General features: G+C 62.3%; 24 protein-coding genes. 17 read left to right on the forward strand and 7 right to left on the reverse strand.

What is annotated here, in order from left to right; all coding sequences use genetic code 11:
- The first annotated feature begins 162 nt into the window (after window positions 1-162).
- From CAF76_RS19000 to CAF76_RS19040, 9 genes are all read left to right on the forward strand, one after another.
- The gene (locus CAF76_RS19000; protein ID WP_064593070.1) at window positions 163-780 is read left to right on the forward strand and encodes an NUDIX domain-containing protein; all 618 of its coding nucleotides are present in this window, start codon (window positions 163-165) and stop codon (window positions 778-780) included.
- On the forward strand, window positions 771-1,223 hold the full coding sequence (locus CAF76_RS19005) for a DUF1249 domain-containing protein (protein ID WP_039766596.1): 453 nt from the start codon (window positions 771-773) through the stop codon (window positions 1,221-1,223). Before CAF76_RS19000 ends, CAF76_RS19005 begins: the two co-directional genes overlap by 10 nt.
- A gap of 105 nt (window positions 1,224-1,328) precedes the next feature.
- Window positions 1,329-2,144, forward strand: coding sequence for a 3',5'-cyclic-AMP phosphodiesterase (gene cpdA, locus CAF76_RS19010; RefSeq protein ID WP_085648062.1), 816 nt, complete (start codon window positions 1,329-1,331; stop codon window positions 2,142-2,144).
- Between the two features lie 168 nt (window positions 2,145-2,312).
- Window positions 2,313-2,921: a YqiA/YcfP family alpha/beta fold hydrolase gene (locus CAF76_RS19015; protein WP_064382909.1), complete on the forward strand. Its 609-nt coding sequence runs from the start codon at window positions 2,313-2,315 to the stop codon at window positions 2,919-2,921.
- A 42-nt stretch (window positions 2,922-2,963) separates the two neighbouring features.
- On the forward strand, window positions 2,964-4,871 hold the full coding sequence (gene parE, locus CAF76_RS19020; RefSeq protein WP_085648063.1) for a DNA topoisomerase IV subunit B: 1,908 nt from the start codon (window positions 2,964-2,966) through the stop codon (window positions 4,869-4,871).
- Window positions 4,871-5,860 carry an esterase-like activity of phytase family protein gene (locus CAF76_RS19025; RefSeq protein WP_085648064.1) on the forward strand — a complete coding sequence of 330 codons (990 nt, stop codon included), beginning with the start codon at window positions 4,871-4,873 and terminating at the stop codon, window positions 5,858-5,860. The genes parE and CAF76_RS19025 overlap by 1 nt, the downstream gene beginning before the upstream one ends.
- The gene (locus CAF76_RS19030; protein WP_085648065.1) at window positions 5,857-6,381 is read left to right on the forward strand and encodes a TIGR02281 family clan AA aspartic protease; all 525 of its coding nucleotides are present in this window, start codon (window positions 5,857-5,859) and stop codon (window positions 6,379-6,381) included. Before CAF76_RS19025 ends, CAF76_RS19030 begins: the two co-directional genes overlap by 4 nt.
- 7 nt (window positions 6,382-6,388) lie before the next feature.
- Window positions 6,389-8,653 (forward strand): DNA topoisomerase IV subunit A, encoded by a 2,265-nt coding sequence (gene parC, locus CAF76_RS19035; protein ID WP_039766608.1) that lies wholly within the window; start codon window positions 6,389-6,391, stop codon window positions 8,651-8,653.
- A gap of 231 nt (window positions 8,654-8,884) precedes the next feature.
- Window positions 8,885-9,595, forward strand: coding sequence for a membrane integrity-associated transporter subunit PqiC (locus tag CAF76_RS19040; RefSeq protein WP_039766610.1), 711 nt, complete (start codon window positions 8,885-8,887; stop codon window positions 9,593-9,595).
- Window positions 9,596-9,970: 375 nt separating this feature from the next.
- Here the strand turns inward: CAF76_RS19040 and CAF76_RS19045 are convergent, their stop codons facing one another.
- Window positions 9,971-11,479, reverse strand: coding sequence for an AhpA/YtjB family protein (locus CAF76_RS19045; RefSeq protein WP_064593082.1), 1,509 nt, complete (start codon window positions 11,477-11,479; stop codon window positions 9,971-9,973).
- A gap of 134 nt (window positions 11,480-11,613) precedes the next feature.
- Here CAF76_RS19045 and serB point away from each other — a divergent pair, with 134 nt between their 5' ends.
- Window positions 11,614-12,828 carry a phosphoserine phosphatase SerB gene (gene serB / locus CAF76_RS19050; RefSeq protein WP_039766615.1) on the forward strand — a complete coding sequence of 405 codons (1,215 nt, stop codon included), beginning with the start codon at window positions 11,614-11,616 and terminating at the stop codon, window positions 12,826-12,828.
- A 118-nt stretch (window positions 12,829-12,946) separates the two neighbouring features.
- Here serB and CAF76_RS19055 read toward each other — a convergent pair whose 3' ends face one another.
- Window positions 12,947-14,701: a molecular chaperone gene (locus CAF76_RS19055; protein WP_085648066.1), complete on the reverse strand. Its 1,755-nt coding sequence runs from the start codon at window positions 14,699-14,701 to the stop codon at window positions 12,947-12,949.
- Between the two features lie 222 nt (window positions 14,702-14,923).
- Here CAF76_RS19055 and CAF76_RS19060 point away from each other — a divergent pair, with 222 nt between their 5' ends.
- Window positions 14,924-15,325 carry a hypothetical protein gene (locus CAF76_RS19060; protein WP_039766619.1) on the forward strand — a complete coding sequence of 134 codons (402 nt, stop codon included), beginning with the start codon at window positions 14,924-14,926 and terminating at the stop codon, window positions 15,323-15,325.
- A 60-nt stretch (window positions 15,326-15,385) separates the two neighbouring features.
- Here CAF76_RS19060 and asd read toward each other — a convergent pair whose 3' ends face one another.
- The 3 genes from asd to CAF76_RS19075 are packed head-to-tail and all read right to left on the reverse strand — an operon-like array spanning window position 15,386 to window position 18,658.
- A complete protein-coding gene (gene asd, locus CAF76_RS19065) occupies window positions 15,386-16,246 on the reverse strand; it encodes an archaetidylserine decarboxylase (protein ID WP_007952166.1) in 861 nt (286 codons plus the stop codon).
- A gap of 18 nt (window positions 16,247-16,264) precedes the next feature.
- Window positions 16,265-17,080: a rhodanese-like domain-containing protein gene (locus CAF76_RS19070; protein ID WP_039766622.1), complete on the reverse strand. Its 816-nt coding sequence runs from the start codon at window positions 17,078-17,080 to the stop codon at window positions 16,265-16,267.
- Window positions 17,081-17,119: 39 nt separating this feature from the next.
- Entirely contained in the window at window positions 17,120-18,658 is a 1,539-nt protein-coding gene (locus CAF76_RS19075) for an HDOD domain-containing protein (protein WP_085611071.1), read from the reverse strand.
- A gap of 167 nt (window positions 18,659-18,825) precedes the next feature.
- Between CAF76_RS19075 and motA the strand changes: the two genes are divergently transcribed.
- Together motA and motB are read left to right on the forward strand one after the other, a co-directional pair.
- The gene (gene motA / locus CAF76_RS19080; RefSeq protein WP_007952169.1) at window positions 18,826-19,677 is read left to right on the forward strand and encodes a flagellar motor stator protein MotA; all 852 of its coding nucleotides are present in this window, start codon (window positions 18,826-18,828) and stop codon (window positions 19,675-19,677) included.
- A gap of 3 nt (window positions 19,678-19,680) precedes the next feature.
- Window positions 19,681-20,745 (forward strand): flagellar motor protein MotB, encoded by a 1,065-nt coding sequence (gene motB / locus CAF76_RS19085; protein WP_039766626.1) that lies wholly within the window; start codon window positions 19,681-19,683, stop codon window positions 20,743-20,745.
- A gap of 56 nt (window positions 20,746-20,801) precedes the next feature.
- Here motB and rsgA read toward each other — a convergent pair whose 3' ends face one another.
- Window positions 20,802-21,833: a small ribosomal subunit biogenesis GTPase RsgA gene (gene rsgA, locus CAF76_RS19090; protein ID WP_039766628.1), complete on the reverse strand. Its 1,032-nt coding sequence runs from the start codon at window positions 21,831-21,833 to the stop codon at window positions 20,802-20,804.
- A gap of 107 nt (window positions 21,834-21,940) precedes the next feature.
- On the opposite strand from rsgA, the gene orn reads away from it, so the two are divergent.
- Window positions 21,941-22,483, forward strand: a complete 543-nt coding sequence (gene orn / locus CAF76_RS19095; RefSeq protein ID WP_064593092.1) for an oligoribonuclease — start codon at window positions 21,941-21,943, stop codon at window positions 22,481-22,483.
- 83 nt (window positions 22,484-22,566) lie between these two features.
- On the forward strand, window positions 22,567-23,178 hold the full coding sequence (locus CAF76_RS19100) for a trimeric intracellular cation channel family protein (RefSeq protein WP_064593093.1): 612 nt from the start codon (window positions 22,567-22,569) through the stop codon (window positions 23,176-23,178).
- On the opposite strand, the gene queG is transcribed toward CAF76_RS19100, so the two are convergent.
- Window positions 23,160-24,239, reverse strand: coding sequence for a tRNA epoxyqueuosine(34) reductase QueG (gene queG / locus CAF76_RS19105; protein WP_085648067.1), 1,080 nt, complete (start codon window positions 24,237-24,239; stop codon window positions 23,160-23,162). The genes CAF76_RS19100 and queG overlap by 19 nt on opposite strands.
- A 63-nt stretch (window positions 24,240-24,302) precedes the next feature.
- On the opposite strand from queG, the gene CAF76_RS19110 reads away from it, so the two are divergent.
- Both CAF76_RS19110 and tsaE read left to right on the forward strand, forming a co-directional pair.
- A complete protein-coding gene (locus CAF76_RS19110) occupies window positions 24,303-25,802 on the forward strand; it encodes an NAD(P)H-hydrate dehydratase (protein ID WP_085648068.1) in 1,500 nt (499 codons plus the stop codon).
- Window positions 25,790-26,260, forward strand: coding sequence for a tRNA (adenosine(37)-N6)-threonylcarbamoyltransferase complex ATPase subunit type 1 TsaE (gene tsaE / locus CAF76_RS19115; RefSeq protein ID WP_007950729.1), 471 nt, complete (start codon window positions 25,790-25,792; stop codon window positions 26,258-26,260). The genes CAF76_RS19110 and tsaE overlap by 13 nt, the downstream gene beginning before the upstream one ends.
- Window positions 26,261-26,298 lie beyond the last annotated feature (38 nt).

The following is a 26,298-nucleotide window of genomic DNA, read 5'->3' on the forward strand; positions in this document are numbered from 1 at the left end:
CGGTCAGTTCGCCACTAAGCTAATTAGAGTGGGTTTCGCCTCCACCGTCCATCCCGCTGACAGTAAAGGGGCTGCATCAAACGTCACGGGCGCGTTAGGATGGCGCGAAGTCGAGGTCGCAAGAAGGCGCCTCGTGTTGGATTTGCAGTAAAGAGGATGCTCATGACCGATTTTGCCAAAGCCATTCCGTCCGCCGTCGATATCGTGCGACGCGAGCAGTGCTACAAGGGCTTCTACAAGCTCGACCGTCTGCACTTGCGCCACGAACTGTTCGCCGGAGGCATGAGCCGCGAAATCAATCGTGAAGTGTTTGTGCGCCACGATGCCGTGTGCATGCTGCCCTACGATCCGCAGCGCGATGAAGTGGTGCTGATCGAGCAGTTTCGCGTCGGGGCTCTGGGCAAGGCGGACAACCCGTGGCTGGTGGAACTGGTCGCCGGTCTGATCGACAAGGACGAACAGCCGGAAGAAGTTGCTCACCGCGAGGCACAGGAGGAAGCTGGGCTGGACATCAAGGCCCTGTGGCCGATGACCAAATACTTTCCGTCGCCGGGCGGCAGCAACGAATTCGTGCATCTGTATCTGGGGCGTTGCAGCACCGAAGGCGCGGGCGGCCTGCATGGGCTGGAGGAAGAAGCCGAAGATATTCGCGTCACGGTCTGGGCCTTTGAAGATGCCCTGCAGGCCGTACGTGACGGACGGATTGCCAATGCGGCGAGCATCATCGCCTTGCAGTGGCTGGCGCTCAATCGCGCCGAAGTGAGGGGGCTATGGTCGTAAACAAGTTGCGCGATCGCTACCGCGTCGACCTCGCAGGGCTGCAAGCCGCCTGCGAGGCGAACTACGCGCGCCTGATGCGACTGTTGCCAGACATGCGCAGCGACCCCGAAGCGCGGCGCATCGCGGTGACCCAGGGTGACCAGATGCTCGGCGTGCTGACGCTGGAAGTGTTGCAGGCCTGTCCGTACACCACGACCTTGCAGGTGCGCCAGGAACACAGCCTGCCGTGGCTGCCGGTGCCGCAACTGGAAGTGCAGGTCTATCACGACGCACGCATGGCCGAGGTGATCAGCGCCGAGCATGCGCGACGTTTTCGCGGCGTCTATCCTTACCCGAATGCGGCCATGCACCAGCCGGACGAAAAAGCCCAACTCAATCTGTTCCTGGGCGAATGGCTGAGTCATTGCCTGGCGTGCGGACACGAATACGCGGCGGTCCGATAACCAGCGCAAGTTGTGAACTGCGTCCGGTTCGCCGGTTTCTCTTTGTGGTGTCCCCCCGCATAATTGCCGCTCCTATCCAGTCCCGTGATCCCCAGGGAGAACGCCTTGCCGAGCGTATCGACTTTGACCACCGCCGACACGGCGTTGCTGGTACAACTCTCTGACAGCCATCTGTTCGCCGAGGCGGACGGAACGCTGCTGGGCATGAACACCCGCGAGAGTCTGCAAAAAGTCATCGAGCTGGTGCTCGAACAGCAACCGCGGATCGACCTGATCGTTGCCAGCGGCGACCTGTCCCAGGACGGTACGCTGGAGTCCTACCAGCAATTCCGGCAGATGACGGCGCAGATCGACGCACCGGCCCGCTGGATCCCCGGCAATCACGACGAACCGCAGATCATGGCTCAAGCGACTGTGAAGAGCGCGTTGCTGGAGTCCGTGGTGGATGTCGGCAACTGGCGAGTGACCCTGCTCGATTCAGCGGTGCCCGGATCGGTGCCGGGGTATTTGCAGGATGATCAACTGCAATTGCTCGCCCGCTCTCTGAGTGAAGCGCCGGATCGCCATCATCTGGTGTGCTTTCACCATCATCCGGTGTCGATCGGTTGCCCTTGGATGGAGCCGATCGGCTTGCGCAATCCGGAAGCCTTTTTTGAGGTGCTCGATCGGTTCCCGCAGGCCCGCGCCGTGCTGTGGGGGCATGTGCATCAGGAAATCGACCGTGAGCGCAACGGCGTACGGCTGATTGCCTCGCCGTCGACCTGCATCCAGTTCGAGCCGGGAAGCGAAGACTTCAAGGTCGGCGAGCAGGCGCCGGGGTATCGCTGGTTGCGCTTGTTGCCGGATGGACGTCTGGAGACTGGCGTCGAGCGCGTCACCGACTTCGAGTTCACCGTCGATTACGGCTCTGAAGGCTACTGAAAACCGAGCCGCGTCCTTCGCGAGCAAGCTCGCTCCCACCATGGATTTGCCAACGGCACAGATCCCTTGTGGCAGCGAGCCTGCTCGCGAAGGCGTCCTTACAGACACCCACGACCCCCTGACTCCCTGTAAACTCCGCTTTCTTAAGCCGACGCCCAGGGAGCTCAAATGTCCGGTTCGATTCTCTATATCCATGGTTTCAACAGCGCGCCGGCCTCGAAGAAGGCCTGTCAGCTGGTCGAGGTGATGGAACGGCTGGGTCTGAGCGATCAACTGCGTGTGCCGGCGCTGCATCACCACCCGCGTGAAGCCATCGGTCAGCTGGAACAGGCAATCGCCGAACTCGGCCGGCCATTGCTGGTGGGAAGCTCGCTCGGCGGCTACTATGCGACTCACCTGGCCGAGCGCCATGGCCTGAAAGCCCTGCTGGTCAACCCGGCCGTCAGCCCGCACCGGATGTTCGACGGATACCTGGGCACCCAGAAAAACCTGTACACCGACGAAACCTGGGAGCTGACCCACGACCACGTGACGGCCCTGGCCGAGCTGGAAGTGCCGGCGCCGCAGGATCCGCAGCGATATCAGGTATGGTTGCAGACCGGGGATGAAACGCTGGATTATCGCCTTGCCCAGCAGTATTACCGGGCCTGTGCCTTGCGCATTCAGGCCGGCGGCGACCACAGTTTCCAGGGATTTGTTACACAATTGCCGGCATTGCTCAGCTTTGCCGGGATTGGCGCCGATACCTATCAGGCAATCGATTTCACCGCACTGTGAAGTCTTGCCCCATTTTCATTGAATCACTGACGACGAGACCCTATGGCCACTCCCAGCGCTAGCTCCTATAACGCCGACGCCATCGAAGTCCTCTCGGGCCTCGACCCGGTGCGCAAACGCCCCGGCATGTACACCGACACCAGTCGGCCGAACCACCTCGCCCAGGAAGTCATCGACAACAGTGTCGACGAAGCCCTGGCCGGCCACGCCAAATCGATCCAGGTCATCCTCCATGCCGATCACTCGCTGGAAGTCTGCGACGACGGCCGTGGTATGCCGGTCGACATCCACCCGGAAGAGGGTGTGTCGGGCGTTGAACTGATCCTCACCAAGCTCCATGCGGGCGGCAAGTTTTCCAACAAGAACTACCAGTTCTCCGGCGGTCTGCACGGGGTGGGTATTTCGGTGGTCAACGCCTTGTCGACCCAGGTGCGGGTGCGGGTCAAGCGTGACGGCAACGAATACGAAATGACCTTCGCCGACGGCTTCAAGGCCACCGATCTGCAAGTGATCGGCACCGTCGGCAAGCGCAATACCGGGACCAGCGTGTACTTCGCGGCGGACCCGAAATACTTCGATTCGCCAAAATTTTCCATCAGCCGCCTCAAGCACGTGCTCAAGGCCAAGGCCGTTCTGTGCCCGGGGCTGCTGATCAGCTTCGAAGACAAAGGCACTGGCGAGAAGGTCGAGTGGCACTACGAAGATGGCCTGCGCTCCTACCTGGTGGATGCGGTCAGCGAATTCGAGCGCCTGCCGGATGCGCCGTTCTGCGGCAATCTGGCCGGCACCAAGGAAGCGGTCGAGTGGGCCCTGCTTTGGCTGCCGGAAGGCGGCACTTCGGTCACCGAAAGCTACGTCAACCTGATCCCGACGGAGCAGGGCGGCACCCACGTCAACGGCCTGCGTCAGGGCTTGCTCGACGCAATGCGCGAGTTCTGCGAATTCCGCAGCCTGCTGCCGCGCGGCGTGAAGCTGGCACCGGAAGACGTCTGGGAACGCATCGCTTTCGTCCTGTCGATGAAGATGCAGGAACCGCAATTCTCCGGTCAGACCAAGGAACGCCTGTCGTCCCGTGAGGCGGCCGCGTTTGTCTCCGGTGTGGTCAAGGACGCGTTCAGCCTGTGGCTCAACGCCAACCCGGAAACCGGTCTGGCCCTGGCGGAACTGGCGATCAGCAACGCTGGCCGGCGCTTGAAAGCCAGCAAGAAAGTCGAGCGCAAGCGCATCACTCAGGGCCCGGCACTGCCCGGCAAACTGGCCGATTGCGCCGGGCAGGACCCGATGCGTTCCGAGCTGTTCCTGGTGGAAGGTGATTCCGCCGGCGGTTCGGCCAAGCAGGCGCGAGACAAGGAATTCCAGGCGATCCTGCCGTTGCGCGGCAAGATCCTCAACACCTGGGAAGTCGACGGCAGCGAAGTGCTGGCCAGCCAGGAAGTGCACAACATCGCCGTGGCCATCGGTGTCGATCCGGGCGCCGAGGACATGAGCCAGCTGCGCTACGGCAAGATCTGCATCCTCGCCGACGCCGACTCCGACGGTCTGCACATCGCAACCTTGCTCTGCGCCTTGTTCGTCCAGCATTTCCGCCCGCTGGTGGATGCCGGTCATGTCTATGTGGCAATGCCGCCGCTGTACCGCATCGATCTGGGCAAAGAAATCTACTACGCCCTCGACGAAGCCGAGCGCGACGGGATCCTCGACCGTCTGGTGGCCGAGAAGAAGCGCGGCAAGCCGCAGGTCACCCGATTCAAAGGTCTGGGTGAAATGAACCCGCCGCAACTGCGCGAAACCACCATGGACCCGAACACCCGGCGCCTGGTGCAGTTGACCCTCGGGGACGACTTCGCACAGACCTCGGAAATGATGGACATGTTGCTGGCGAAAAAGCGCGCCGGCGACCGCAAGACCTGGCTCGAATCCAAGGGTAACCTCGCCGAGGTTCTGGCCTGATGCGGTTTGGCTGGGCCTTGGCGGGTGCATTGCTGCTGGGTTCGATGACGGTGTCGGCAGAGCCTGTGCAAGAGCTGCGCGTGCTCGCCGAACACCCGGTCGAAGGCATGCGCGGCGGCAACCTGTCGGGGCTGGCCTTGTGCGGCAATGACCTGTGGACGGTTTCGGACCGCGACGATGATCAGATCTACCGTCTCGATATCCGCGACCGGGTCTGGCAGGCCACGGCCGTGCGCATCGATCCGCCGAAAGTGCCGGACAGCGGCTTGCCGTGGGGCATCAGTTCGCGCACCTGGGCGGCGTCGTTCATTCGGGGCGGCGATCTGGATTTCGAAGGCATCAGCTGTGACAGCGCCGGCAACCGCTATATCGTCAGCGAAGCTCACGCGGCCGTGCTGCAAGTGCCGCCGCAGGGGCCGTCGTCGTGGCTGAAAATCTCGCCGATGATGGTACGCGAAGCGCGGGCCAGTGGGATGCTGCTGCAATTCAACGCGCTATTCGAAGGGCTGGCGATCAATCCGGCGGGCGATCAGATGTGGCTGGCTGCCGAACGGCAGAGTCGCGGCTTGTTGATGATCAAGCGTCAGCAGACAGTGTGGGATTGTGACGGTCGCTGCGTATTGCTCAGCGAAGGCGGCATGGAAATGCAACCGCCGCAGTTCCCGAAAGCCCGTCCGGTCAATCGGGATTTTTCCGATATTTCCCTGTTCAACGGCAAGCTGTTTACCCTTGAGCGCAACGCGTACCAGATCTGTCGACGCGATGCGCAGACGGCCAAGGTTGAGCTCTGCTGGTCGTATGCGACCGAGTTGTTGCAGGCCAATCGTCGTTACGAGCAGAACTTCGGGCTGGAAGAGGCACTGGTCGTCGATGCTCAAGGCGCCTGGGTCGGTGTCGACAACAATTTCGGCCCGCGCGCCGATGGCGAGGTTCGCCCGATCATCTGGCGTTTCGCCGCGCCTGAGGGTGGCTGGAGCGCCAAGCCGTGAGCCAGCAACCGCCGGGCAAGCGTGCCGGTCGGGTGCTGATGATTCTGGCGTGGTGCGCGGCGCTGTTTCTGGCCACGCGGTTTTTCGGCCAGTGGGAAGAGCGCCAGCGTAATCCCAATGTGGAAGTGGCTTCGCAGCAGGGCAACGGCTTTATCGAAGTGAAACTGATCGGCAACGCCCAGGGACATTTTGTCGCCAGCGGCCTGATCAACGGTCGGCCGGTGGAGTTCATGCTCGACACCGGCGCGACCGATGTGGCAATCCCTGCCGAGGTGGCGAAAGACCTCAGGCTGGAAGAAGGTTTCGGTGTGACCTTGAGCACGGCCAATGGCCTGAGCCAGGGCTATCGCACCCGTATCGACCGCCTGCAACTGGGCGACATCGTGTTGCGGGATGTCCGCGCACTGGTGGCGCCCGGCCTGCATGGCGATCAGGTGCTGCTCGGCATGAGCGCCCTGAACAAACTTGAATTTACCCAGCGCGGTGGCACCATGCTGCTGCGCCAGACAACGAACCGATGAGGCCCGCATGAGCGACTCCCTTGATCTCAGCCTGGACGGTGTAGAACGCCGCTCGCTGGCTGACTTCACCGAAAATGCCTACCTCAACTACTCCATGTACGTGATCATGGACCGCGCCCTGCCGCATATCGGCGACGGCCTGAAACCGGTACAGCGGCGTATCGTCTACGCCATGAGCGAGCTGGGGCTGGATGCCGATTCCAAGCACAAGAAGTCGGCGCGTACCGTCGGCGACGTGCTCGGCAAGTTCCACCCGCACGGCGACTCGGCGTGCTACGAAGCGATGGTGCTGATGGCCCAGCCGTTCAGCTATCGCTACACGCTGGTGGACGGCCAAGGCAACTGGGGTGCGCCGGACGATCCGAAGTCCTTCGCCGCCATGCGTTACACCGAAGCGCGGCTGTCGCGTTACTCCGAAGTGCTGCTCAGCGAACTGGGTCAGGGCACCGCAGACTGGGGCCCGAACTTCGACGGCACCCTGCAGGAACCTCTGGTGTTGCCGGCACGTTTGCCGAACATCCTGCTCAACGGCACCACCGGGATCGCCGTGGGCATGGCCACCGACGTGCCGCCGCACAACCTGCGCGAAGTCGCCACTGCGTGCGTGCGCCTGCTCGATGAGCCGAAAGCCACGGTCGAACAGCTCTGCGAACACATTCAGGGCCCCGATTACCCGACCGAAGCGGAAATCATCACCCCGCGCGCCGACCTGCTGAAAATGTACGAAACCGGCAAGGGCTCGGTGCGCATGCGCGCCGTGTACCACGTCGAGGACGGCGACATCATCGTCACCGCGCTGCCGCACCAGGTCTCCGGGGCCAAGGTGCTGGAGCAGATCGCCGCACTGATGCAGGCCAAACCGTCGAAAGCGCCGCAGATCGCCGACCTGCGTGATGAATCCGACCACGAAAACCCGTGCCGCATCGTGATCATCCCGGTCAACAGCCGTGTCGATCACGAAGCGCTGATGCAGCACCTGTTTGCCAGCACCGAGCTGGAGTCGACCTACCGGGTCAACGTCAACATCATCGGTCTGGACGGCAAGCCGCAGCTGAAAAACCTCCGTGCGTTGCTGGTGGAGTGGCTGGAATTCCGCGTGCTGACCGTGCGTCGCCGGCTGCAATTCCGTCTCGACAAGGTCGAGCGTCGCTTGCACCTGTTGGACGGTTTGCTGATTGCCTACCTCAACCTGGATGAAGTGATTCATATCATCCGCACCGAGGAACATCCGAAAGCCAAACTGATCGAGCGTTTTGCCCTCAGCGAAATCCAGGCCGACTACATCCTCGACACCCGTCTGCGTCAGTTGGCGCGACTGGAAGAGATGAAGCTGCGCGACGAGCAGGACGAACTGCTCAAGGAACAGGCCAAGCTGCAAGCCCTGCTGGGCAGCGAAGCCAAGTTGAAGAAACTTGTGCGCAGCGAACTGTTGAAAGATGCCGAAACTTACGGCGATGACCGTCGGTCGCCAATCGTTGAACGTGCCGAAGCCAAGGCGCTGACCGAGCACGATCTGCTGCCGAACGAGAAAGTCACCGTCGTGCTGTCGGAAAAAGGCTGGATCCGTTCGGCCAAGGGCCACGATATCGACGCCACCGGCCTGTCGTACAAGGCCGGCGACGGCTTCAAGACTTCGGCGGCGGGGCGTTCGAACCAGTCGGCCGTGGTCATCGACTCCACGGGCCGCAGTTACTCGCTGGCCACCCACACCCTGCCATCGGCACGGGGTCAGGGCGAGCCGTTGACCGGCCGTCTGACGCCGCCGCCGGGCGCGACGTTCGAATGTGTGCTGATGCCTGAAGAGGACTCGCTGTACGTGATCGCTTCGGACGCCGGCTACGGTTTCGTGGTGAAAGGCGAAGACCTGCAGGCCAAGAACAAAGCCGGCAAGGCGCTGTTGAGCCTGCCGAACAACGCCAAGGTGATCGCGCCGCGTCCGGTCGCCGACCGCGAGCACAACTGGCTGGCTTCGGTAACGACCGAAGGTCGCCTGTTGATCTTCAAGATCAGCGATCTGCCACAATTAGGGAAGGGCAAAGGCAACAAGATCATCGGTATTTCCGGTGAGCGTGTGGCCAGTCGCGAAGAATATGTCACGGACATCGCCGTTCTTCCGGAGGGCGCCACCTTGGTGCTGCAGGCCGGAAAACGCACCTTGTCGCTGAAGGCCGATGACCTCGAACACTACAAAGGTGAGCGTGGTCGCCGTGGTAACAAACTGCCACGTGGCTTCCAGCGGGTGGATGCGCTGCTCGTCGAAAACCTCAATTAAGCGGCCAGGAAGCGGTCGCACTCATTTCTCCTTCGGAGAAAATGACCGAGAACGCCTCTCTAGAGCGTCCGATCTACGATTTAACCCGTAGATCGGCGCTTTGGCGCTGGAGTCGGAACGCATATTCACGGATGATATGGCCTTTCCAAGCGCCGGCGTGGCCGAGCGTTATTCATATTTATTGAGTATTTTCACTGTGGTCAGCCTTGTGGCGGCCACCTGGACGGGATGATGACTTCTCTGCGCCCCCTTATTTTCCTGCTCGCCGGCGTTCTTGGCCTGGCGGGTTGCAGCGTTCACCAGCCGGTGTCGCTGTATCAGCTGGACAGCGGAAGTCCGGCCCAGCCTGCGCAAAGCGCGGGCATGGCAGTTTTGCTGGGCCCTGTGATCGTTGCCGATTACCTGCAACGGGAAACCCTGTTGCAGCGTCAGCCGGACGGCAGCCTGCAGGCCTCGACCGATGGTCGCTGGGCCGGTAGCCTTTCATCTGACATCGATCAGTTGCTGTTGCGTCAGGTTGCCGGGCATCTGGACAGTCAGCGTGTGGTGCTGGCGCCAGCGACCCTGGGCTTCACCCCGGATGTGCAGGTGCTGTTGACCATCACTCGTCTGGATTCCGGTGCCAAGCAACCGGCGATTCTGGACGCGCAATGGCGCCTGATCGACCGCCGTGGCCAGGTGCGTGACAACCGCATCGTCCATCTGCAGGAGCAACATGCCGGTACCACCGCCGCACAGGTGCAGGCGCAGGGCGTGTTGTTGCAGCGTCTGGCCGAGCAACTGTCGGTAGCGCTCAAACCGTTGGCCAATCAGCCACCGGTCGCCGAGGCGCCACGCAAGTCGGCACCGAAACCGGCAGCGCCGGCGGCGGAAGCCGAGAAACAGCCGAAGATACCGATGGCTTCGCCGATTCGTACGGATATGGAAGTGTTCCGCTTCTAGGACTGGATCGAGTCAGAACAGAGCCCGCCTTGTGCGGGCTTTGTTGTGTCTAGAGCTGTGAAAAGTCAAAAGCCCCTCACCCCCGCCCTCTCCCGGAGGGAGAGGGAGCCGACCGAGGTGTCTGGCGTTATCCATCGACCTGAAAGATCTTGGCGATTATGGATTTGGCGCAGTGCGGTCTTACGATTGTGGATTCGGCACGGCACGTTCAGGTCGGTGTAGATACCCAATATTCCCCTATCAGTCCCCTCTCCCTCTGGGAGAGGGCTAGGGTGAGGGGGCTCCAAAGCCTGGCGCAATCACGAAAACACCACGCACAAAAAAGCCCACAGACAATCACTCGTCTGCGGGCTTCTTCACATCAAGGGCAGGGCCTCAGGCCCGGCGCTCATGCATCCGCGCCAGTTGCCGCTCAAGCATCGACGGATAAGGCTCCATCAACCGCTCCACACAGCAAGCCCCCTCAGGGCTGGCAATCGGCCGGATTCGTGCGCGCTGGCGAATCAGCGCGTCGTCACCGACCTTGCGCTCCACCAGCAGCAGGTTGCGGCTGTGTTGCGACAGGGCCAGGGCGTCCTGGGCGGAATCGGTCAGCAACAGGTCGATCTGGCTCAGGCCGAACAGTTCGTCGCCGAGTGTCAGGCCCAGCTGCAATTGCAAGGTGATGCCGCTGTCGGCGACTTCGATCTGCAACTGGTGGCCCAGCGCCCGCAGCAGCTCGCCGCAGCAGATGGCGTTGGTCAGGTAATCGTCGCCGCTGTCTTCGGTATGGAACAGCATCAGGGTGCTGCCGTCGTTCAGGGTTTCGATTTCGCCCTGATACAGCGAAGCGGCCTGCTCCAGGCAGTCGCGATAGCGATCCTGCAACTCTTCCAGACGTGCACGCGGCAAACGGCGCAGTTGTTCCTGCGAGCCCAATTGCACCGCCAGCACCGCCGTGTGTTGCGGCACGCTCGGGGTCGGTCGGCGCACGGCCGGTTGCGCGGTATCGCTCAGCGATTCGTCACGCAGGTCGGCGAACGGGTCTTCGTCATCGTCGTCTTCAACGGTGCTGACCACATGGCGTGGCGCAGGCTTCTGCGCAGCCATCGGGCGGCTTTCGTCGAAACTCGGATCACGCAGGTTGCGCACTTCGAATTCCGGCTCGTCGTCCTCGAACTCGGGCTCCGGCTCGGGCTCCGGTTCGGCCGGCTCCGGGGCGTAGTTGGCGTGCAACTGGCGGGCAAGATCGCCGATCTCGTCCTGACGCTCGATACCCGGCGTGTATTCGTCGATACGGCGCAGCCACACGCGCAATTGCAGCAGCGGTGTAGAGATGTGCCGGCCCAGACGCAGGCTCAGGGCCAGGGACAGTGCCAGCAGGATCGCACTCAGGATGCCCATGCTTTGCAGGCTGATGGTCATCGGCTGCTGGAACTGATCCATGTCCAGGCTGATGCGCAGTTGTCCGGCGGTCACGTCCTGGAAGGTGATCTTGCTCTCGTACATGCCCTCGGCTTCGCCCAGCAGGCCGTGCTTGGGCCGCTGACCGGACTCGGCGAGGATGCGGTTGTCCACACTGTAGATGGCGGCGTGGGCCACCAGCTTGTTCTTGGTCAGGTTGTTGAGCAGCACGTTGAGGCTGAGGATGTCGTTGGACACCAGCAGTTCGGTGGCGGAGGTGGCGGTCTGCGTGGTCAGGCTTTCGCCCAGCGCATCGGCCTGCTCGTGCATGGCCTGCTTGAACTGCAGGCCCATCACGCAGGCATAGATCACCAGGGCCAGGGCGACCAGGATCACGTTATGGCTGGCGATGCGCAATGCAATCGGTACACGGCGGTGGCGCAGTGCACGGAAGATCAGCAGAAAGAAGTTATCGGTTTTAACTGGCGTGGGCCGGTTCACTGAGCTCGGCTCTTTTGTCCGTGAAGTTGACGCGCAGTATAGCGACAGGCCCTAGACCGGCAAAGCGCTGGCGGTGCCCGATGGTCACTGAAAGTGGGTAGAATGCGGTTTTTTTCCAGTTGCGGGGGTGCGCGTTGCGCGAAATCGTCCTGATTAACATCACGGGAGTCGACCGTCCGGGTCTGACAGCGGCCATTACCGGTGTTCTGGCCCAGGGTGGTGTGAATATCCTCGACATCGGTCAGGCGGTGATCCACGACATGCTGTCGTTCGGCATCCTCGTGGAAATCCCCGACTCCGAGCAAGGCAAGTCGGTGCTCAAGGACATCCTGTTCAAGGGCTATGAGCTCGACCAGCAGGTGCGCTTCACCCCGGTGTCCGAAGAGGATTACCAGCAATGGGTGGGCAATCAGGGCAAGAAACGCCACATCGTTACCCTGCTGACCCGCAAGGTCACCGCCGGCCAGTTGCAGGCCGTGAGCTCGATCACCGCCAAATACGGCCTGAACATCGACCATATCGACCGTCTGTCGGGTCGCATGCCGCTGGACACTCCGGCGGACAAGGGCAAGGGCTGCATCGAGTTCTCCGTGCGTGGCGAAGCCGCCGATCCGCAGGCCCTGCGCGCCGAATTTCTCAGCGTGGCCCAGGAGCTGAACGTCGACATCGCCTTCCAGGAAGATTCGCTGTTCCGTCGCAACCGTCGTCTGGCGGTGTTCGACATGGACTCGACCCTGATCGAAGCCGAGGTCATCGACGAACTGGCGAAGGCCGCCGGCGTTGGCGACCAGGTTTCGCAAATCACCGAGCGGGCGATGGCCGGCGAGCTGGACTTCCGCGCCAGCTTCAAGGAACGTCTGGCGCTGCTCAAGGGCCTGGATGTCAGCGTGCTCGATTCGATCGGCGCCTCGCTGCGCCTGACCGAAGGCGCCGAAACCCTGTTCGCCGAACTCAAGCGCCTGGGCTACAAGACCGCGATTCTGTCGGGCGGCTTCACCTACTTCGCCAAGCAATTGCAGGCCAAACTCGGCATCGACTACGTGTTCGCCAACGAACTGGAAGTGGTCGACGGCAAGTGCACCGGCGTGGCGATCGAGCCGATCGTCGATGCCCAGCGCAAGGCCGATCTGCTGAAACAGCTGGCTGAAAAAGAAGGTTTGCGCCTGGAACAGACCATCGCCGTGGGCGACGGCGCCAACGACCTGCCGATGCTGGCGATTGCCGGTCTGGGCGTGGCGTTCCGCGCCAAACCGCTGGTCAAACAGTCGGCGAAGCAGGCGATCTCGACCCTCGGGCTGGATGGCGTTCTGTACCTGCTGGGCTTCCGCGATCGCGACGGACAGCTCTGAAAGCTCTGTCGCCTGAGCTGGCCCCTTCACGAGCAAGCCCGCTCCCACAATTGAAATGCATTCCACTGTGGGAGCGGGCTTGCTCGCGAAAGGGGCGCCCAGGATTATCCGATTCCACTCAAAGGGATTTCCACAACGAGTCGAAATCCTCTTCGCTCCCGCCATTCTGCGCGGCCTCCAGCGAGCGATAGGCAAACTGATTGAAGCTGTGGGTGCTGGCCACCCGCCGATCCAGCCCGGCGCGGTGCTCTTCACCCTGGGTGTTGATCAGCACTTTATTGCCCTCCTGAAACGGCAGCCGTGGCGCCAGTAACGTCGCCGGCAAGTCGATCGCACTGATTTCCGGCAATAACAACCCTCGCAGGTAATGACTGTGATCATCCCGGGTGCGCACCAGCTGCAAGCCGCAGGGCTGAGCGTGGGGCGCCACCAGTTCGATGCCCATTTGCGTACCGGCGCCGCGCACCTGGCGGATCCAGCGTACGACGGCAATACTCCAGCCCTGATTGAGGCTGTCCTGAATCCCGACCATTTCCCCGGCCTGCAATTCGGCAGGTACTTCTTTTGGCCAGGCCAGGCAGTAACCGCCGGGGCTGTGGTTAATCACCGGCAAGGCGTAGGTCGGGTAATGCGGCGGGCTGTCGGTGCTGCTTTCGTCGTCGGCCAGCGGTTCGTAGCGGATTTCTTCGTAGGGCAACAATTCGTCGGACGTACCCTGTGGCGCGGCATCGAACGCCTGGCTCCAGCTGTCCTTTTCGCCCTGAACCACTGCGCGGCTGAAATTTGCCGCCCGGGTGCCGGGGTGCTTGAGCAATTCGCTGAAAGTGCGTTCGCCGCCGAGGTAAAAGTGCAGGGCGCTCATGCCGACGCACACGGTCAGGTTGCCCTGGCCGACGGTGCGCTGAAAGCTGCGCTCGGCGGCTTCGCCCCAGGTCGCGTGCAGGTGTTGCAGGGTGTCGAGGGTCAGGCCGGCCGGCACGGGCAGCGGCGTCGTTGTTTCCTGATGCTGAAGGTGGGCCTCGATGGCATTCACCAACGGTTGCGGATCGAAACCGAGCAACCCTGCCTGTTGCTCGCTGCGAAACTGCGAGCGGTAACGCGGGCCGGCGTCGATGTCTGCCGAGACTGCGAACAAGCCCGCGCCCGGATTGGCGGGCTGCAGCTTCAGCCACGCGCTCCAGGGCTCGACCACTTGGGCCAGGCGCGCGATCTGGTTCTGGCGCAACTGATTGCAGCGGGCACTGCCCAGCAACAGGGCCGCGAGGTAGGTCTGTTCGACACTCAACTCGCCGGTCAGACTGGCGAGGTCGTCGCGTACCCGGCGATGCTGCAGTTGCAGCTCGCAGGCGCAGCGAAACAATTGATGCAGTTCGAACCACAGCTGTTCCGGCGCCGGGCTGTACAGCTGCGTGGCGCGAACCAGTTGCCCTTTCATCGCGTGGGCCGCCCGCTGCAGCGCTTCGCTCACCAGGGCTGCGCGATCCCGGGAGTACTTGGGCGCGATCCGCAGAATGATGTGTTTGTAACCGATGGCCAGCTGACTTTGCAGGGCCTGGCACAGATTGCTGATCTTGCGTGAGCGCTCATCGAGCATGATCGCCTGATGCAGAAAATGCCGCTCCAGATGCTGGCAGACGAAATACACCTCGGGCCGCAGAAGCTCCAACAGATGCAGGCGGTTGTCGCTGGGGGTCAGCAGTTGATTGAGTTCGCCGAGGCCTTGGTACAGCAGGCGCGCGGTTTCGCCGATGTTGGCCTTGGGCAGGTCGGCGATCCAGCGCTTGAGGTCGCGCGGGGTGGCTTCACAGAAGGACAGGCGCAACTGCGTGGGCGTCGGGGCGCTCAGTGGTGGTCGGGATTGTGGCTCACTCATGCCGTGACAAGCTCCGGCGGCGAATAGGGCAATGCCAAAAACTCTAGCAGTTGTGGTCTGTTTCGCAGGTGTTTGTCAGGGTTTTTTACCGTTGGTCTGCTGGCCTGGTGCCATTCCCGCAGGCGCTACTAGTCTCTCAGGCGTGCGATCGGAAACGCACGGTTGCACGGCCTGCCGTCAACGTCGGGGCAGGTCTCCCGAAACTTCAAGGAGATGAGGTTCATGTCTAAATACGCAGTGGCAAATCAATGGGGCGGTAGTTCGGCACCTTGGCATCCGGGTGGAACCTGGGTGCTGGGCGCGCGGGACAACCAGAACGTCGTCGCGATCGAGATCAAGTCCGGCGACGGTGGCAAAACCTTTACCGGCACCATGACGTACGCCGGCGAAGGCCCTATTGGCTTCAAGGCTCAGCGCACTGGCCAGAACCAGTACAACGTCGAGAATCAGTGGGGTGGCAACGATGCCCCCTGGCATCCAGGTGGCAAGTGGGTGATCGGCGGGCGGGATAACCAGAACGTTATCGCGTTGAGCGTCACGTCGAGTGACGGCGGGAAAAACCTCAGCGGCACCAATACCTACGCCAACGAAGGGCCGATCGGCTTCCGTGGGCAGATAGAGTAACGGCGCCACCCAGGTCGTGTCCGCCCCTTCGCAGACGTGCGAAAGGGCGGATCAACCGGTTCAGGCGTTCGACAGTGCCAAGGCCTGGCCCATCTGTACCGGCGAGCCGGCCTTCAGTTCTTCAACCCACTTCACCTGATCCGGCCCGAACAGCACGATCGCGGTCGAACCCAGTTTGAAGCGCCCCAGTTCCGCACCTTTTTCCAGATGAATCGGCGCGCGGGCGGCTTCGTCGTAACGGAAGGTTTTCAGTTCGCGCTTCGGTGGCGTGACCAGACCGGCCCACACGGTTTCAATCGACGCCACGATCATCGCGCCCACCAGCACCACGGCCATCGGCCCGCGCTCGGTGTCGAAGATGCACGCTACGCGCTCGTTGCGGGCGAACAGTTCCGGAACGTTTTCAGCGGTGGTCTGGTTGACCGAGAAGATCCGGCCCGGAATGTAGACCATTTCGCGCAGGGTGCCGGCCAGCGGCATGTGCACGCGGTGGTAGTCCTTCGGCGACAGGTAAACAGTCGCGAATTCACCGCCCATGAACGGCGCCGCATTGGCCGCGTCGCCGCCCAGCAGTTCCAGCACGCTGAAGCTGTGGCCCTTGGCCTGGAAGATGCGGCCGTGTTCGATCGGGCCGAGCTGGCTGATCGCACCGTCGGCCGGGCTGAGGATCGCGCCCGGGGTCTGGTCCAGTGGACGTGCGCCGTCTTTCAGCGCGCGGGTGAAGAAGGCGTTGAAATGCTCGTAAGCGGTCACGTCTTCAACCAGTGCCTGCGACATGTCCACTTGATAACGCTTGGCGAACCAGGTGGTGAAGGCATTCTTGAACCAGCGCACGCGGCACTCGGCGACGCAGCCGGCCAGGCGCGACAGCAAGTGATGGGGCAGCAGGTACTGGCTGATGATAAACAAACGCTCTTTCATGACTGTCCTTAAAAATCCTTAAAGCTCGACGGGGGTGTCGGGGTGGTTGCCCCATTCGCCCCAGGAACCGGCGTAGCCCTTGACCCGCGGATAACCGAGGGCCTTGGCCACCAGATAAGTGAAACCGGACCGGTGATGGGTCTGGCAGTGGGTAATGATTTCTTTGTCTTTGGTGATCCCGAGGCTTTCCAGGATCTGCGGCATGTCGGTACGGATGCGCAGCTGGCGCGCCTGATCCATGCCCGCCGTCCATTCGAAATTGACCGCGCCGGGGATGTGTCCACCCTTGGCCGCCAGCACCTTCTCTCCGGAATACTCCAGCGGCCCGCGAGCGTCCCAGATGGCCAGGTCAGCGGCGCCGAGACGGCTTTGCAGGTATTCGCGGGTGGCGGTCGGTTCCTCGTGCAGGGTCAGGGCAACCGGGCCGCCCGCCGCCGGAGGAATCTGGATCGACATCGGCGAACCTTCCGCCAGCCACGCCGGCAGACCGCCGTCGAGGTAGTGGTACTTGTCGTGACCGATCACGTCGAGCAGCCAGATGAAGCGCCCGGCCCAGCCGCCGCCTTCGTCGTCATAGACCACGTAGACCGCATCCTTGCGATGACCCAGCTCACCGAACAGTTCTTCGAGTTTTTCCTTGCTCGGCAACAGCCCCGGAGCCGGCGCCTGACCCAGCTGGGTGCGTTTCGGATCGACGAAGCGTGCGCCGGGAATGTGTCCCTCGGCGTAGCGGGCGGCACTGGTCAGATCCACCAGAATCAGATCGCGGGATTCGAGGCGCGGCAGCAGGTCGCTCGGCTCGATCACCAGGGCCAGGCCAGAGAAATCAGACATGTGAGGTCTCCAGAGCACAAAGGGGAAGGATTGTAGCTGTCATTGGCCGCGCTGGCTAAAACTGTGCAGGGCTTTCTCGATGCACTGCGCGGTTTTGCCGAAGGCTTGCACAGTGATGTCGGCGAACGGCCCTCCACCCTGGTCGGCGACCACGATCATGATCACCCGGCCGTTGTTCACCAGTGAACGCAGGAACAGGTGTTCGCCACGAAACAGCGTGCGCAGCGAAGGAGGCAGCAGGGCGGAAAACTGGGCGTTGTTGTCCGGGGTGATCCGCACTTGCGCCTGCTGCGCGAGCAAGCGCTGCAGCACCGAACTCTGGCTGACGACGAAATTCAGCGCAGCGGCTTCCTTCGGCAACCCCGAGGTTTGATGGACGCGCAGATTGGCGTGGCTGCGGTCAGCCATCAGGATCATTACCCGACGCATGCCGCTGGCGACCAGCGCATCGCGGGCGGCGACGGTCAGGCTCATGGCGTTGGTGAAGCGGCTTGGCACGGCCAGCAGCTCGGCGCATTGCCGGCGCCACTGGCTCAGGTCGTCAGCGGACGGCGCCGCAGCCGGCAGCATTCCGGCGGGCAGGCGACGGGTGCCCCACGGCCACAGCAGCGAAACCGCCGGGTGCCAGAGGTCGGGCATGAAATGATGACGAGCGCTGACGGCGGCCTGCTGGTGCAACTGTTGTTGTACCTCGTCCATCGAGATTTGCAGGTAGAGGCTGGTCAGGTACTGCCAGCGCTCACTGTGCGGACTGTCCCAGGCCTGTTGCGCCGAGAGTGCCAGGCCGTTGGCCAGCAACACGGTGTTGGCCGGCTGATTGAGCCAGCGGCGCAGGGTCGGGTCGTCGTCGAGGCGGTTTTGCTGGCGCAACGGATGATCCACATCGCGGGCAATGCGCAGGACTTTGACCAGTTCGCGCTGTTCGGTCAGCAGCAGCCGATAGCCTTGCTGGACCCAGATCGGCAAACGCCAGGCTTCCACCAGCGCTTCGCCGATTTTCAGCAAGCGCACGCCGAACAATTGTTTCTCGACATCGCAGGCCGATTCGCCCTTGTGGATAACCCGTACTTCCCACTCTTCAAGCAGTTTGGGAAAGGTCAGCGCCAATGGCCACAGCGGCGACAGAAACAACAGGCTGCCCCAATGAATGTCCTGCCACAGTCGCGCCAGGCGACCGGCGAAAAAACCGTTGGCCTGTTGCGTGGCGTGCTGGCTGATCATCTGCAACTGGCGCAGGGCCTGGGGGATCTGCGCGGCAGGTTCGGCGGGCAGGCGAGCCAGCAGTTCTTCGGTGCGGGCAAGGCCGAGACGATTGATCGCCACTTCGAGGTTTTCCGCCGGCGCGCTCATGTTGCCGTGGGTGTGGCGGTTGGCTTCGCGGATGATGCTCAGGGCCAGCGCCGGGCTGTCCTGCATCAGGTCGGCGATGTCGCGCAGCGAGCTGCGGTCATCGCGAATCGCCCGGCAGACCCGGTCATGGGCGTCTTGCGGCACTGGCAGGCGAACGCTGTCGAGCAGCTTCACCCAGCCATCGAGTGTGGTCGGTTTTACGTGTGGGACGTTCGTTTCATTAGCCATGTCTGGACGAGATCTTCACTGACTGTAGACGCGCCCGGCATGGGCTAAATTGGCTTTTCGCCTGAACTGGCTATAGTCTGGCGCAGTTTTGCCGATAAGTAGAAGAAGAGATTTTTTAACTTCCGAATATGACCTTGAACCCGACTTAAACAAGTACCTTTCTACCTATGGCTAAAATTATCGGCATCATCGTCGTATTCGCGAGCGTGCTCGGCGGATACGTGCTCTCCCACGGCAAGATTGCCGCCCTGATCCAGCCCTTCGAGGTAATGATCATCGGCGGTGCGGCACTCGGAGCATTCCTCCAGGCCAACCCCGGCTACATGACGATGCACGTGCTCAAGAAATCCCTGAGCATGTTCAGTTCGCGTTTCAGCCACACGTTCTATCTGGAAGTGCTGGGCCTGATCTACGAGATCCTCAACAAGAGCCGCCGCGAAGGCATGATGGCCATCGAAGGCGACATCGAAGACGCCGCCGCGAGCCCGATCTTCGCCAAGTACCCGGCGGTACTGAAAGACGAACGCATGACCGCGTTCATCTGTGACTACCTGCGCATCATGTCGTCCGGCAACATGGCTCCCCACGAGCTGGAAGGCCTGTTCGACATGGAACTGTACAGCCTGAAGGAAGACCTCGAGCATCCGTCCCACGCGGTGAACGGCATCGCCGACGCCATGCCGGGTTTCGGTATCGTCGCGGCGGTACTGGGTATCGTGGTGACCATGGCCTCCCTGGGTGAAGGCGATCAGAAATCCATCGGTCTGCACGTAGGTGCGGCACTGGTAGGTACCTTCTTCGGTATTCTCGCGGCATACGGTTTCTTCGGCCCGCTGGCGCACTCCCTGGCCCACGATGCCAAGGAAGAGCTGAACGTCTACGAAGCCATCAAGGCCTCGCTGGTGGCTTCGGCTTCCGGCATGCCGCCGTCACTGGCTGTCGAGTTCGGTCGCAAGGTGCTGTACCCGGCTCACCGTCCAAGCTTTGCCGAGCTGGAACAAGCCGTTCGCGGTCGCTAAGTCATGGAAAATAACCAGCCGATAATCATCAAGCGCGTCAAGCGCATCGCCGGCGGGCATCACGGCGGGGCGTGGAAGATCGCCTTCGCCGACTTCGCGACGGCGATGATGGCGTTCTTCCTGGTGTTGTGGCTGCTGTCCACCGCGACCCCGGAACAGAAGATCGCCATCGCCGGTTACTTCAAGGACCCGGTCGGTTTCTCCGAAAGCGGCACGCCGTACATCATCGATCTGGGCGGCACGCCGACCCTGGCACCGGAAAACACCCTCAACCCTGAAGTGAAGTCGCAGCCGCAACCGGACAAGGTCACGGTCGACACCGAACAGGTTGAAGGCATGGCCGAGCAGGTCGAGAAGGAACGTCTGGAGCTGTTGCTGCAAGAACTGCAGAACAAGGTCGACGAGAACCCGCAACTGCAGAAGTTCAAGGACCAGATCCTCTTCGAAATCACGCCGAACGGCTTGCGCATCCAGATCATGGACGCCGAGAACCGGCCGATGTTCGACTCCGGTTCTGCACGGCTGAAGCCGTACTTCGAAGACATCCTGCTGGCCATGGCCGACACCATCAAGGCGGTGCCGAACAAGATCAGCATCAGCGGTCACACCGACGCCAAGCCTTATGTAGGCAATGGCGACTTCGGCAACTGGGAGCTTTCGGCCAACCGCGCCAACGCCGCCCGGCGTGCGCTGGTGGCGGGCAGTTATCCGGACTCGCAAGTGGCGCGTGTGGTGGGCTACGCCTCGTCGGCACTGTTCGACAAGGAGAACCCGTTCAACCCGGTCAACCGCCGCATCGACATCGTGGTGCTGACGAAGAAAGCCCAGGCGGCCATCGAAGGTGCGCAAGGCGCCGACCCGTCGAAACCGGCAGATCAAGGCCAGAACGGCGCCGCGCCGGCTACCCCGGTCGACCCGAACGCCTTGCCGGCGGATCAGCAACCGGTACCGGCCCACGAGTTGCGCGAACGGCTGAACCTGTTCGACGACCCGCTGCCGAAACCGACCGAGCCGGGCGCAGCGGCACCAGCACCGGCGCCTGCACCGGCCCCCGCGCCGAAACAGTGACCCACAAAAAAGCCGCGAGATGATCGCGGCTTTTTTGTGTCTGGTTACTTGAAAGTCTAGTAACCGTTTTCCGGCAGGCTGGCGATGATCGAGCGGTAGCTGTTCATTCGCTGCTGCTGCACGCGGCCGTCTTCCAGGGCCTTGAGGAGTGCACAACCGGGTTCGCGGTCGTGCTTGCAGTCGCGGAAGCGGCAGGTGCCGAGCAGGTCGTTGAACTCGATGAAGCCGGCTTCGACGTCGGCGCGGCTGACGTGGCCGAGGCCGAATTCGCGGATGCCCGGGGAGTCGATCAGTTCGCCGCCGCCGGGGAAGTGGAACAGACGTGCGGTCGTCGTGGTATGCGTACCTTGACCGGACAGCTCGGACAGCGGGCCGACGCGGGTTTCGACTTCCGGCAGCAGGCTGTTGACCAGCGACGACTTGCCGACACCGGACTGGCCGACGAACACGCTGATGCGCCCGTCGAGCTGCTTTTGCAATTGCTCCATGCCGTTGCCGTGGTGCGCCGAGACTTCCAGTACCGGATAACCCAGTGTGCGGTAGACCGCCAGCAGCGCATTCAGCGCCGGGGCGTTCTGCTCGTCGATCAGGTCGAATTTGTTCAGCAGCAGCAACGGGCGAATGCCGGCGTGTTCGGCGGCGACCAGATAACGGTCGATCAGGTTGGCATGGGGCTCGGGCAGCGGGGCGAAGACGATGACGATCATGTCGACGTTGGCGGCCACCGGCTTGAGCTGGCCACGGCTGTCCGGACGGCACAGCTCGGTGGTGCGCGGCAGTTGCGCGACGATCACGCCGATGCCCTGGTTGCCGGCGCGCCATACGACCCGGTCGCCCGTCACCAGCGCCGGCAGGTTGGCCCGCAGGTGGCAGCGGAAGACCTGGCCGGCCAGCTCACCGTCAACGGCCTCGACCTCGACCTGCACACCGAAGTGGGCGATCACCAGGCCGTGCTGTTCCGGGCCGAGGTCGCCGCCTTCGAGCGCCTCGACGGCCGAGGACTCGCGTTTGGCGGCGCGGGCGGCGCGCTCGCCCTGAATCTTTTCGATGCGCCAGTTTTGACGACGATTGAGTTGGCGTTTGGCCATGGGTGTTCCGTCTGAAGAATACAGCGATTAGGTAAAACGGCCGCGAGTTTAGCACGCCCGGCAGGCTGCCTAGGCTAAACTGCGCAGCATTGCTCAGGAGCCGAAAAATGCAAAACCCGCAGAATCTGATCTGGATCGACCTCGAAATGACCGGTCTGGATCCGGAAAACGACGTCATCATCGAAATGGCCACCATCGTCACCGACAGTGACCTGAACACCCTGGCCGAGGGCCCGGTGATCGCCATCCACCACAGCGACGAAGTCCTCGCCCGCATGGATGAGTGGAATACCCGCACCCACGGCAACTCCGGCCTGACCCAGCGCGTACGCGACAGCCGCATCAGCATGGCCGAGGCCGAGGCTGAAACCATCGCCTTCCTCGAAAAGTGGGTGCCGAAGGGCAAGTCGCCGATCTGTGGCAACAGCATCTGCCAGGATCGCCGCTTCCTTTATACCCACATGAAGTCGCTGGAAAGCTACTTCCACTACCGCAACCTCGACGTCTCCACGCTCAAGGAACTGGCCGCGCGCTGGGCGCCGGACGTGCGTGACAGTTTCAAGAAGGGCAGCACTCACCTGGCGCTGGACGACATCCGCGAATCCATCGCCGAGCTGCAGCACTACCGCAAGCATTTCATCAAGTTCTGAGATCGGCACCCACGCCGAGGCGCCCTCTTTTGGTGCCTCGGTGAAGTGAGTAGACTGCGCGCCTTCCTGCCAGGATCGCCACCATGTTGCTGATGCTCTACCTCGTCGCCATTACTGCCGAAGCCATGACCGGCGCCCTGTCTGCGGGCCGTCGCGGCATGGACTGGTTCGGCGTGGTGCTGATTGCCTGCGTCACGGCGTTGGGCGGCGGTTCGGTGCGCGATGTGCTGCTCGGGCACTACCCGCTGACCTGGGTCAAACACCCGGAGTACCTGGTGCTGACCACGGTCGCGGCGATGATCACCGTGTTTACCGCACGGTGGATGCGTCACCTGCGCTCGCTGTTTCTGGTGCTCGACGCGGTCGGTCTGGTGGCATTCACCCTGATCGGCTGCATGACCGCCTTGGAAATGGGCCACGGCATGCTGGTGGCCTCGGTCAGCGGAGTGATCACCGGCGTGTTTGGGGGCATCCTGCGCGATATTTTCTGCAACGATATTCCGTTGATCTTCCGCCGTGAGCTGTATGCCAGCGTCTCGTTCGCTGCCGCGTGGTGCTACATGCTCTGTCTGTTCCTGAATGTGCCGAGCGAGCAGGCGATTCTGATCACGTTGTTCGGTGGCTTTCTATTAAGGCTGTTGGCGATTCGCTTCCATTGGGAAATGCCGAAGTTCGTTTATAACGACGAGCATTGACGGTCGGCGTGCTGTTTCAGCGCCCACTCCACATGTTCTCGCACCAGCTCTGACGGGTATTCGCGCCGCGCCTTGAGTGCTTCCAGCACTGGAATGCTTGACGGTGCATTTCCCAGTCCCACCGCCAGATTTCGCAGCCAGCGCTCGTAACCGGCCCGACGCAGCGGCGAACCTTCGGTGCTGCTGAGGAATTTGTCCTCATCCCACAGAAACAGTTCTGCCAGTTCGGCATTGTCCAGATTGTGCCGTGGCTTGAAATCGCTTTCGCCAGAGGGTTTGGCGAAGCGGTTCCACGGGCAGCAGATCTGGCAGTCGTCGCAGCCGAACACGCGGTTGCCGATCAGCGGGCGCAGGTCTTCGGGAATGGCATTTTTCAGCTCAATGGTCAGGTAGGAAATGCAACGTCGCGCGTCCAGCACGTAGGGGCCTACGAAAGCGTTGGTCGGGCAGATGTCGAGGCATGCGGTGCAGCGGCCGCAATGTTCGGTGCTATGCGGTTCATCCACCGGCAATGGCAGATCGACGAACAGTTCGGCGAGAAAGAAATAACTGCCGGCCTTGCGATTGAGCACCAGAGTGTTCTTGCCGATCCAGCCCAGCCCCGCCCGCTCGGCGATGGCTTTTTCCAGCACCGGGGCGCTGTCGACGAAGGCGCGGAAGCCGAACGGGCCGATTTCGGATTGAATCCTGTCCGCCAGTTGTTGAACGCGTTTACGGATCAATTTGTGATAATCGCGGCCCAAGGCATAACGCGAGATGTAGGCTTTTTCCGGTTTGCCCAGCAATTGCGCCATTTGTGTGTCGCCCGGCAGGTAGTCCATGCGCAGCGACACCACGCGCAAGGTGCCCGGCACCAGCTCTTCGGGGTGCGAGCGTTTGCTGCCGTGGGCGCCCATGTAATCCATTTCGCCGTGGTAGCCGGCCTCGAGCCAGCGTTGCAGGTGCTGTTCGTGCTCGGCCAGGTCCAGACCGCTGATGCCGACTTGCTGGAAGCCCAGCTCGCGGCCCCAGTCCTTGATGGATTGGGCGAGGGCGGGCAGATCTGTGGTGATGGCGGACATGAGGCGAGAGAAACCGGAGCTGAGGTGCGTATAATTCTGCCAGACATCGGAGCCCGAAGACGCATGCCGCACACTAAAGATCAATTACCCGACGCGCTGTACCGCGCCACGCAGGTGCGGGCACTCGATGCGCGGCTGATCGCTGCCGGCACTCCGGGCTTCGAATTGATGCAGCGCGCGGCCCATGCCACATGGCGCGCGCTGGTTCGACATTGGCCATCTGCTAACGAATTGACGGTGCTGGCAGGGCACGGCAACAACGCGGGTGACGGATACCTGGTGGCAGCGCTGGCCCATCGGGCCGGTTGGCAGGTTCGGGTAGTGGCCGTGGGCGATCCGCAGCGATTGCAGGGTGATGCGGCCGTAGCGCATGCCGACGCCGTGGCCGAAGGCGTGGTGATAGCCCCCTGGCATCCTTCCTGCGAGTTGCGCGGAATCGTCGTTGACGGGTTGCTCGGTACCGGTCTGAGCGGTGAAGTGCGTGAGCCTTACGCCGCTGCGATTGCGGCAATCAATGCCAGTGGATTGCCGGTGGTGGCGGTCGATATCCCTTCCGGGTTGTGCGCCGACACCGGTCATGCGTTAGGTCATGCGGTGCGCGCTGACCTCACCGTGACCTTCATCGGCCTGAAGCTCGGGCTGTTTACGGGCTCGGCGGCGGATCATGTCGGGGAACTGATGTTTAACGATCTGCAGGCCACGGCCGAAAACTTCAGTGACATTCCTGCCGCCGCTCAACGGCTCAATGCGGTTAACCTGCCGCGTCTGGCGGCCCGTGCGCCGACTGCGCACAAGGGGCGTTTCGGTCATGTGCTGCTGATCGGCGGCGATCATGGTTTTGGCGGGGCGATCCTGTTGAGCACCGAAAGCGCGCTGCGCAGTGGCGCCGGGATGGTATCGCTGGCGACTCGCCCGGAACATGTACCAGCGGCATTGAGCCGGGTGCCGGAAGCCATGGCGTTGGGCGCCTCTTCGGCCAATCAATTGATGGGGCTGCTGGAAAAGGTGTCGGTGCTGGTCGTCGGGCCGGGGCTGGGCCAGGCCGCTTGGGGGCGGGCACTGTTGTCGGCCGCCGCCAATGCGGCGCTGCCGCAGGTGTGGGATGCCGATGCGCTGAACCTGCTGGCCTCAGGTTTTGTCAGTTTGCCCAAGGATTGCGTGATCACGCCGCATCCGGGGGAAGCAGCACGTTTATTGGGGATCAGTACCGCCGAAGTGCAGGCTGATCGTCCGGCGGCGGCGCTGGCATTGAGCAAAAAATACACAGCGGTGGTGGTGCTCAAGGGGGCGGGCACTTTGATTGCTCATCCCGATGGTCGTCTGGCGCTGTGTCATCAAGGCCATCCGGCGATGGCCACTGCCGGGCTCGGCGATGTGCTGGCGGGCCTGATCGGCGCGCTGCTGGCCCAGGGCATGGACGGTTTTGACGCCGCGAGTCTGGCAGTCTGGCTGCACGCCAACGCCGGTCTGCACCAAGGTAAATTCGGCCGTGGGCTGGCGGCCAGTGATCTGATTCCAGCCATTCGTCAGTTGTTGGAGGAGCATGCACCGTGTCTGAAGTAACCCTGTACCTGGCCGATGAACAGGCCATGAGCGACTTTGGCGCACGTATCGCCCGTATCACCCAGGGCCATGGCCTGATCTTTCTCGAAGGCAACCTCGGGATGGGCAAAACCACGCTGTCGCGGGGCATCATTCGCGGTCTGGGGCATGTGGGAGCGGTGAAAAGTCCGACCTTCACGCTGGTCGAGCCCTACGAGATCGGTGACGTTCGCGCGTTTCACTTCGACCTGTATCGTCTGGTCGATCCGGAGGAACTGGAGTTTCTCGGCATCCGCGACTATTTCGAAGACGACGCCCTGTGCCTGATCGAATGGCCCGATAAAGGTGCAGGCTTTTTGCCAAAGCCTGACCTGACCATTACCATTAGCCCGCAAGACAGCGGACGTTCGCTGACCATTTTATCCCAGGGCTCGCGCGGCGAGGCCTGGTGTGCCGCTTTGGCATTGGAAACCAATTGAATGATGGGGTTAGGTATGCGCTTTCGCGCGTTGGTGGC

It is taken from the genome of Pseudomonas sp. B40(2017) (genome assembly GCF_002112855.1).
Taxonomy (GTDB): domain Bacteria; phylum Pseudomonadota; class Gammaproteobacteria; order Pseudomonadales; family Pseudomonadaceae; genus Aquipseudomonas; species Aquipseudomonas pharyngis.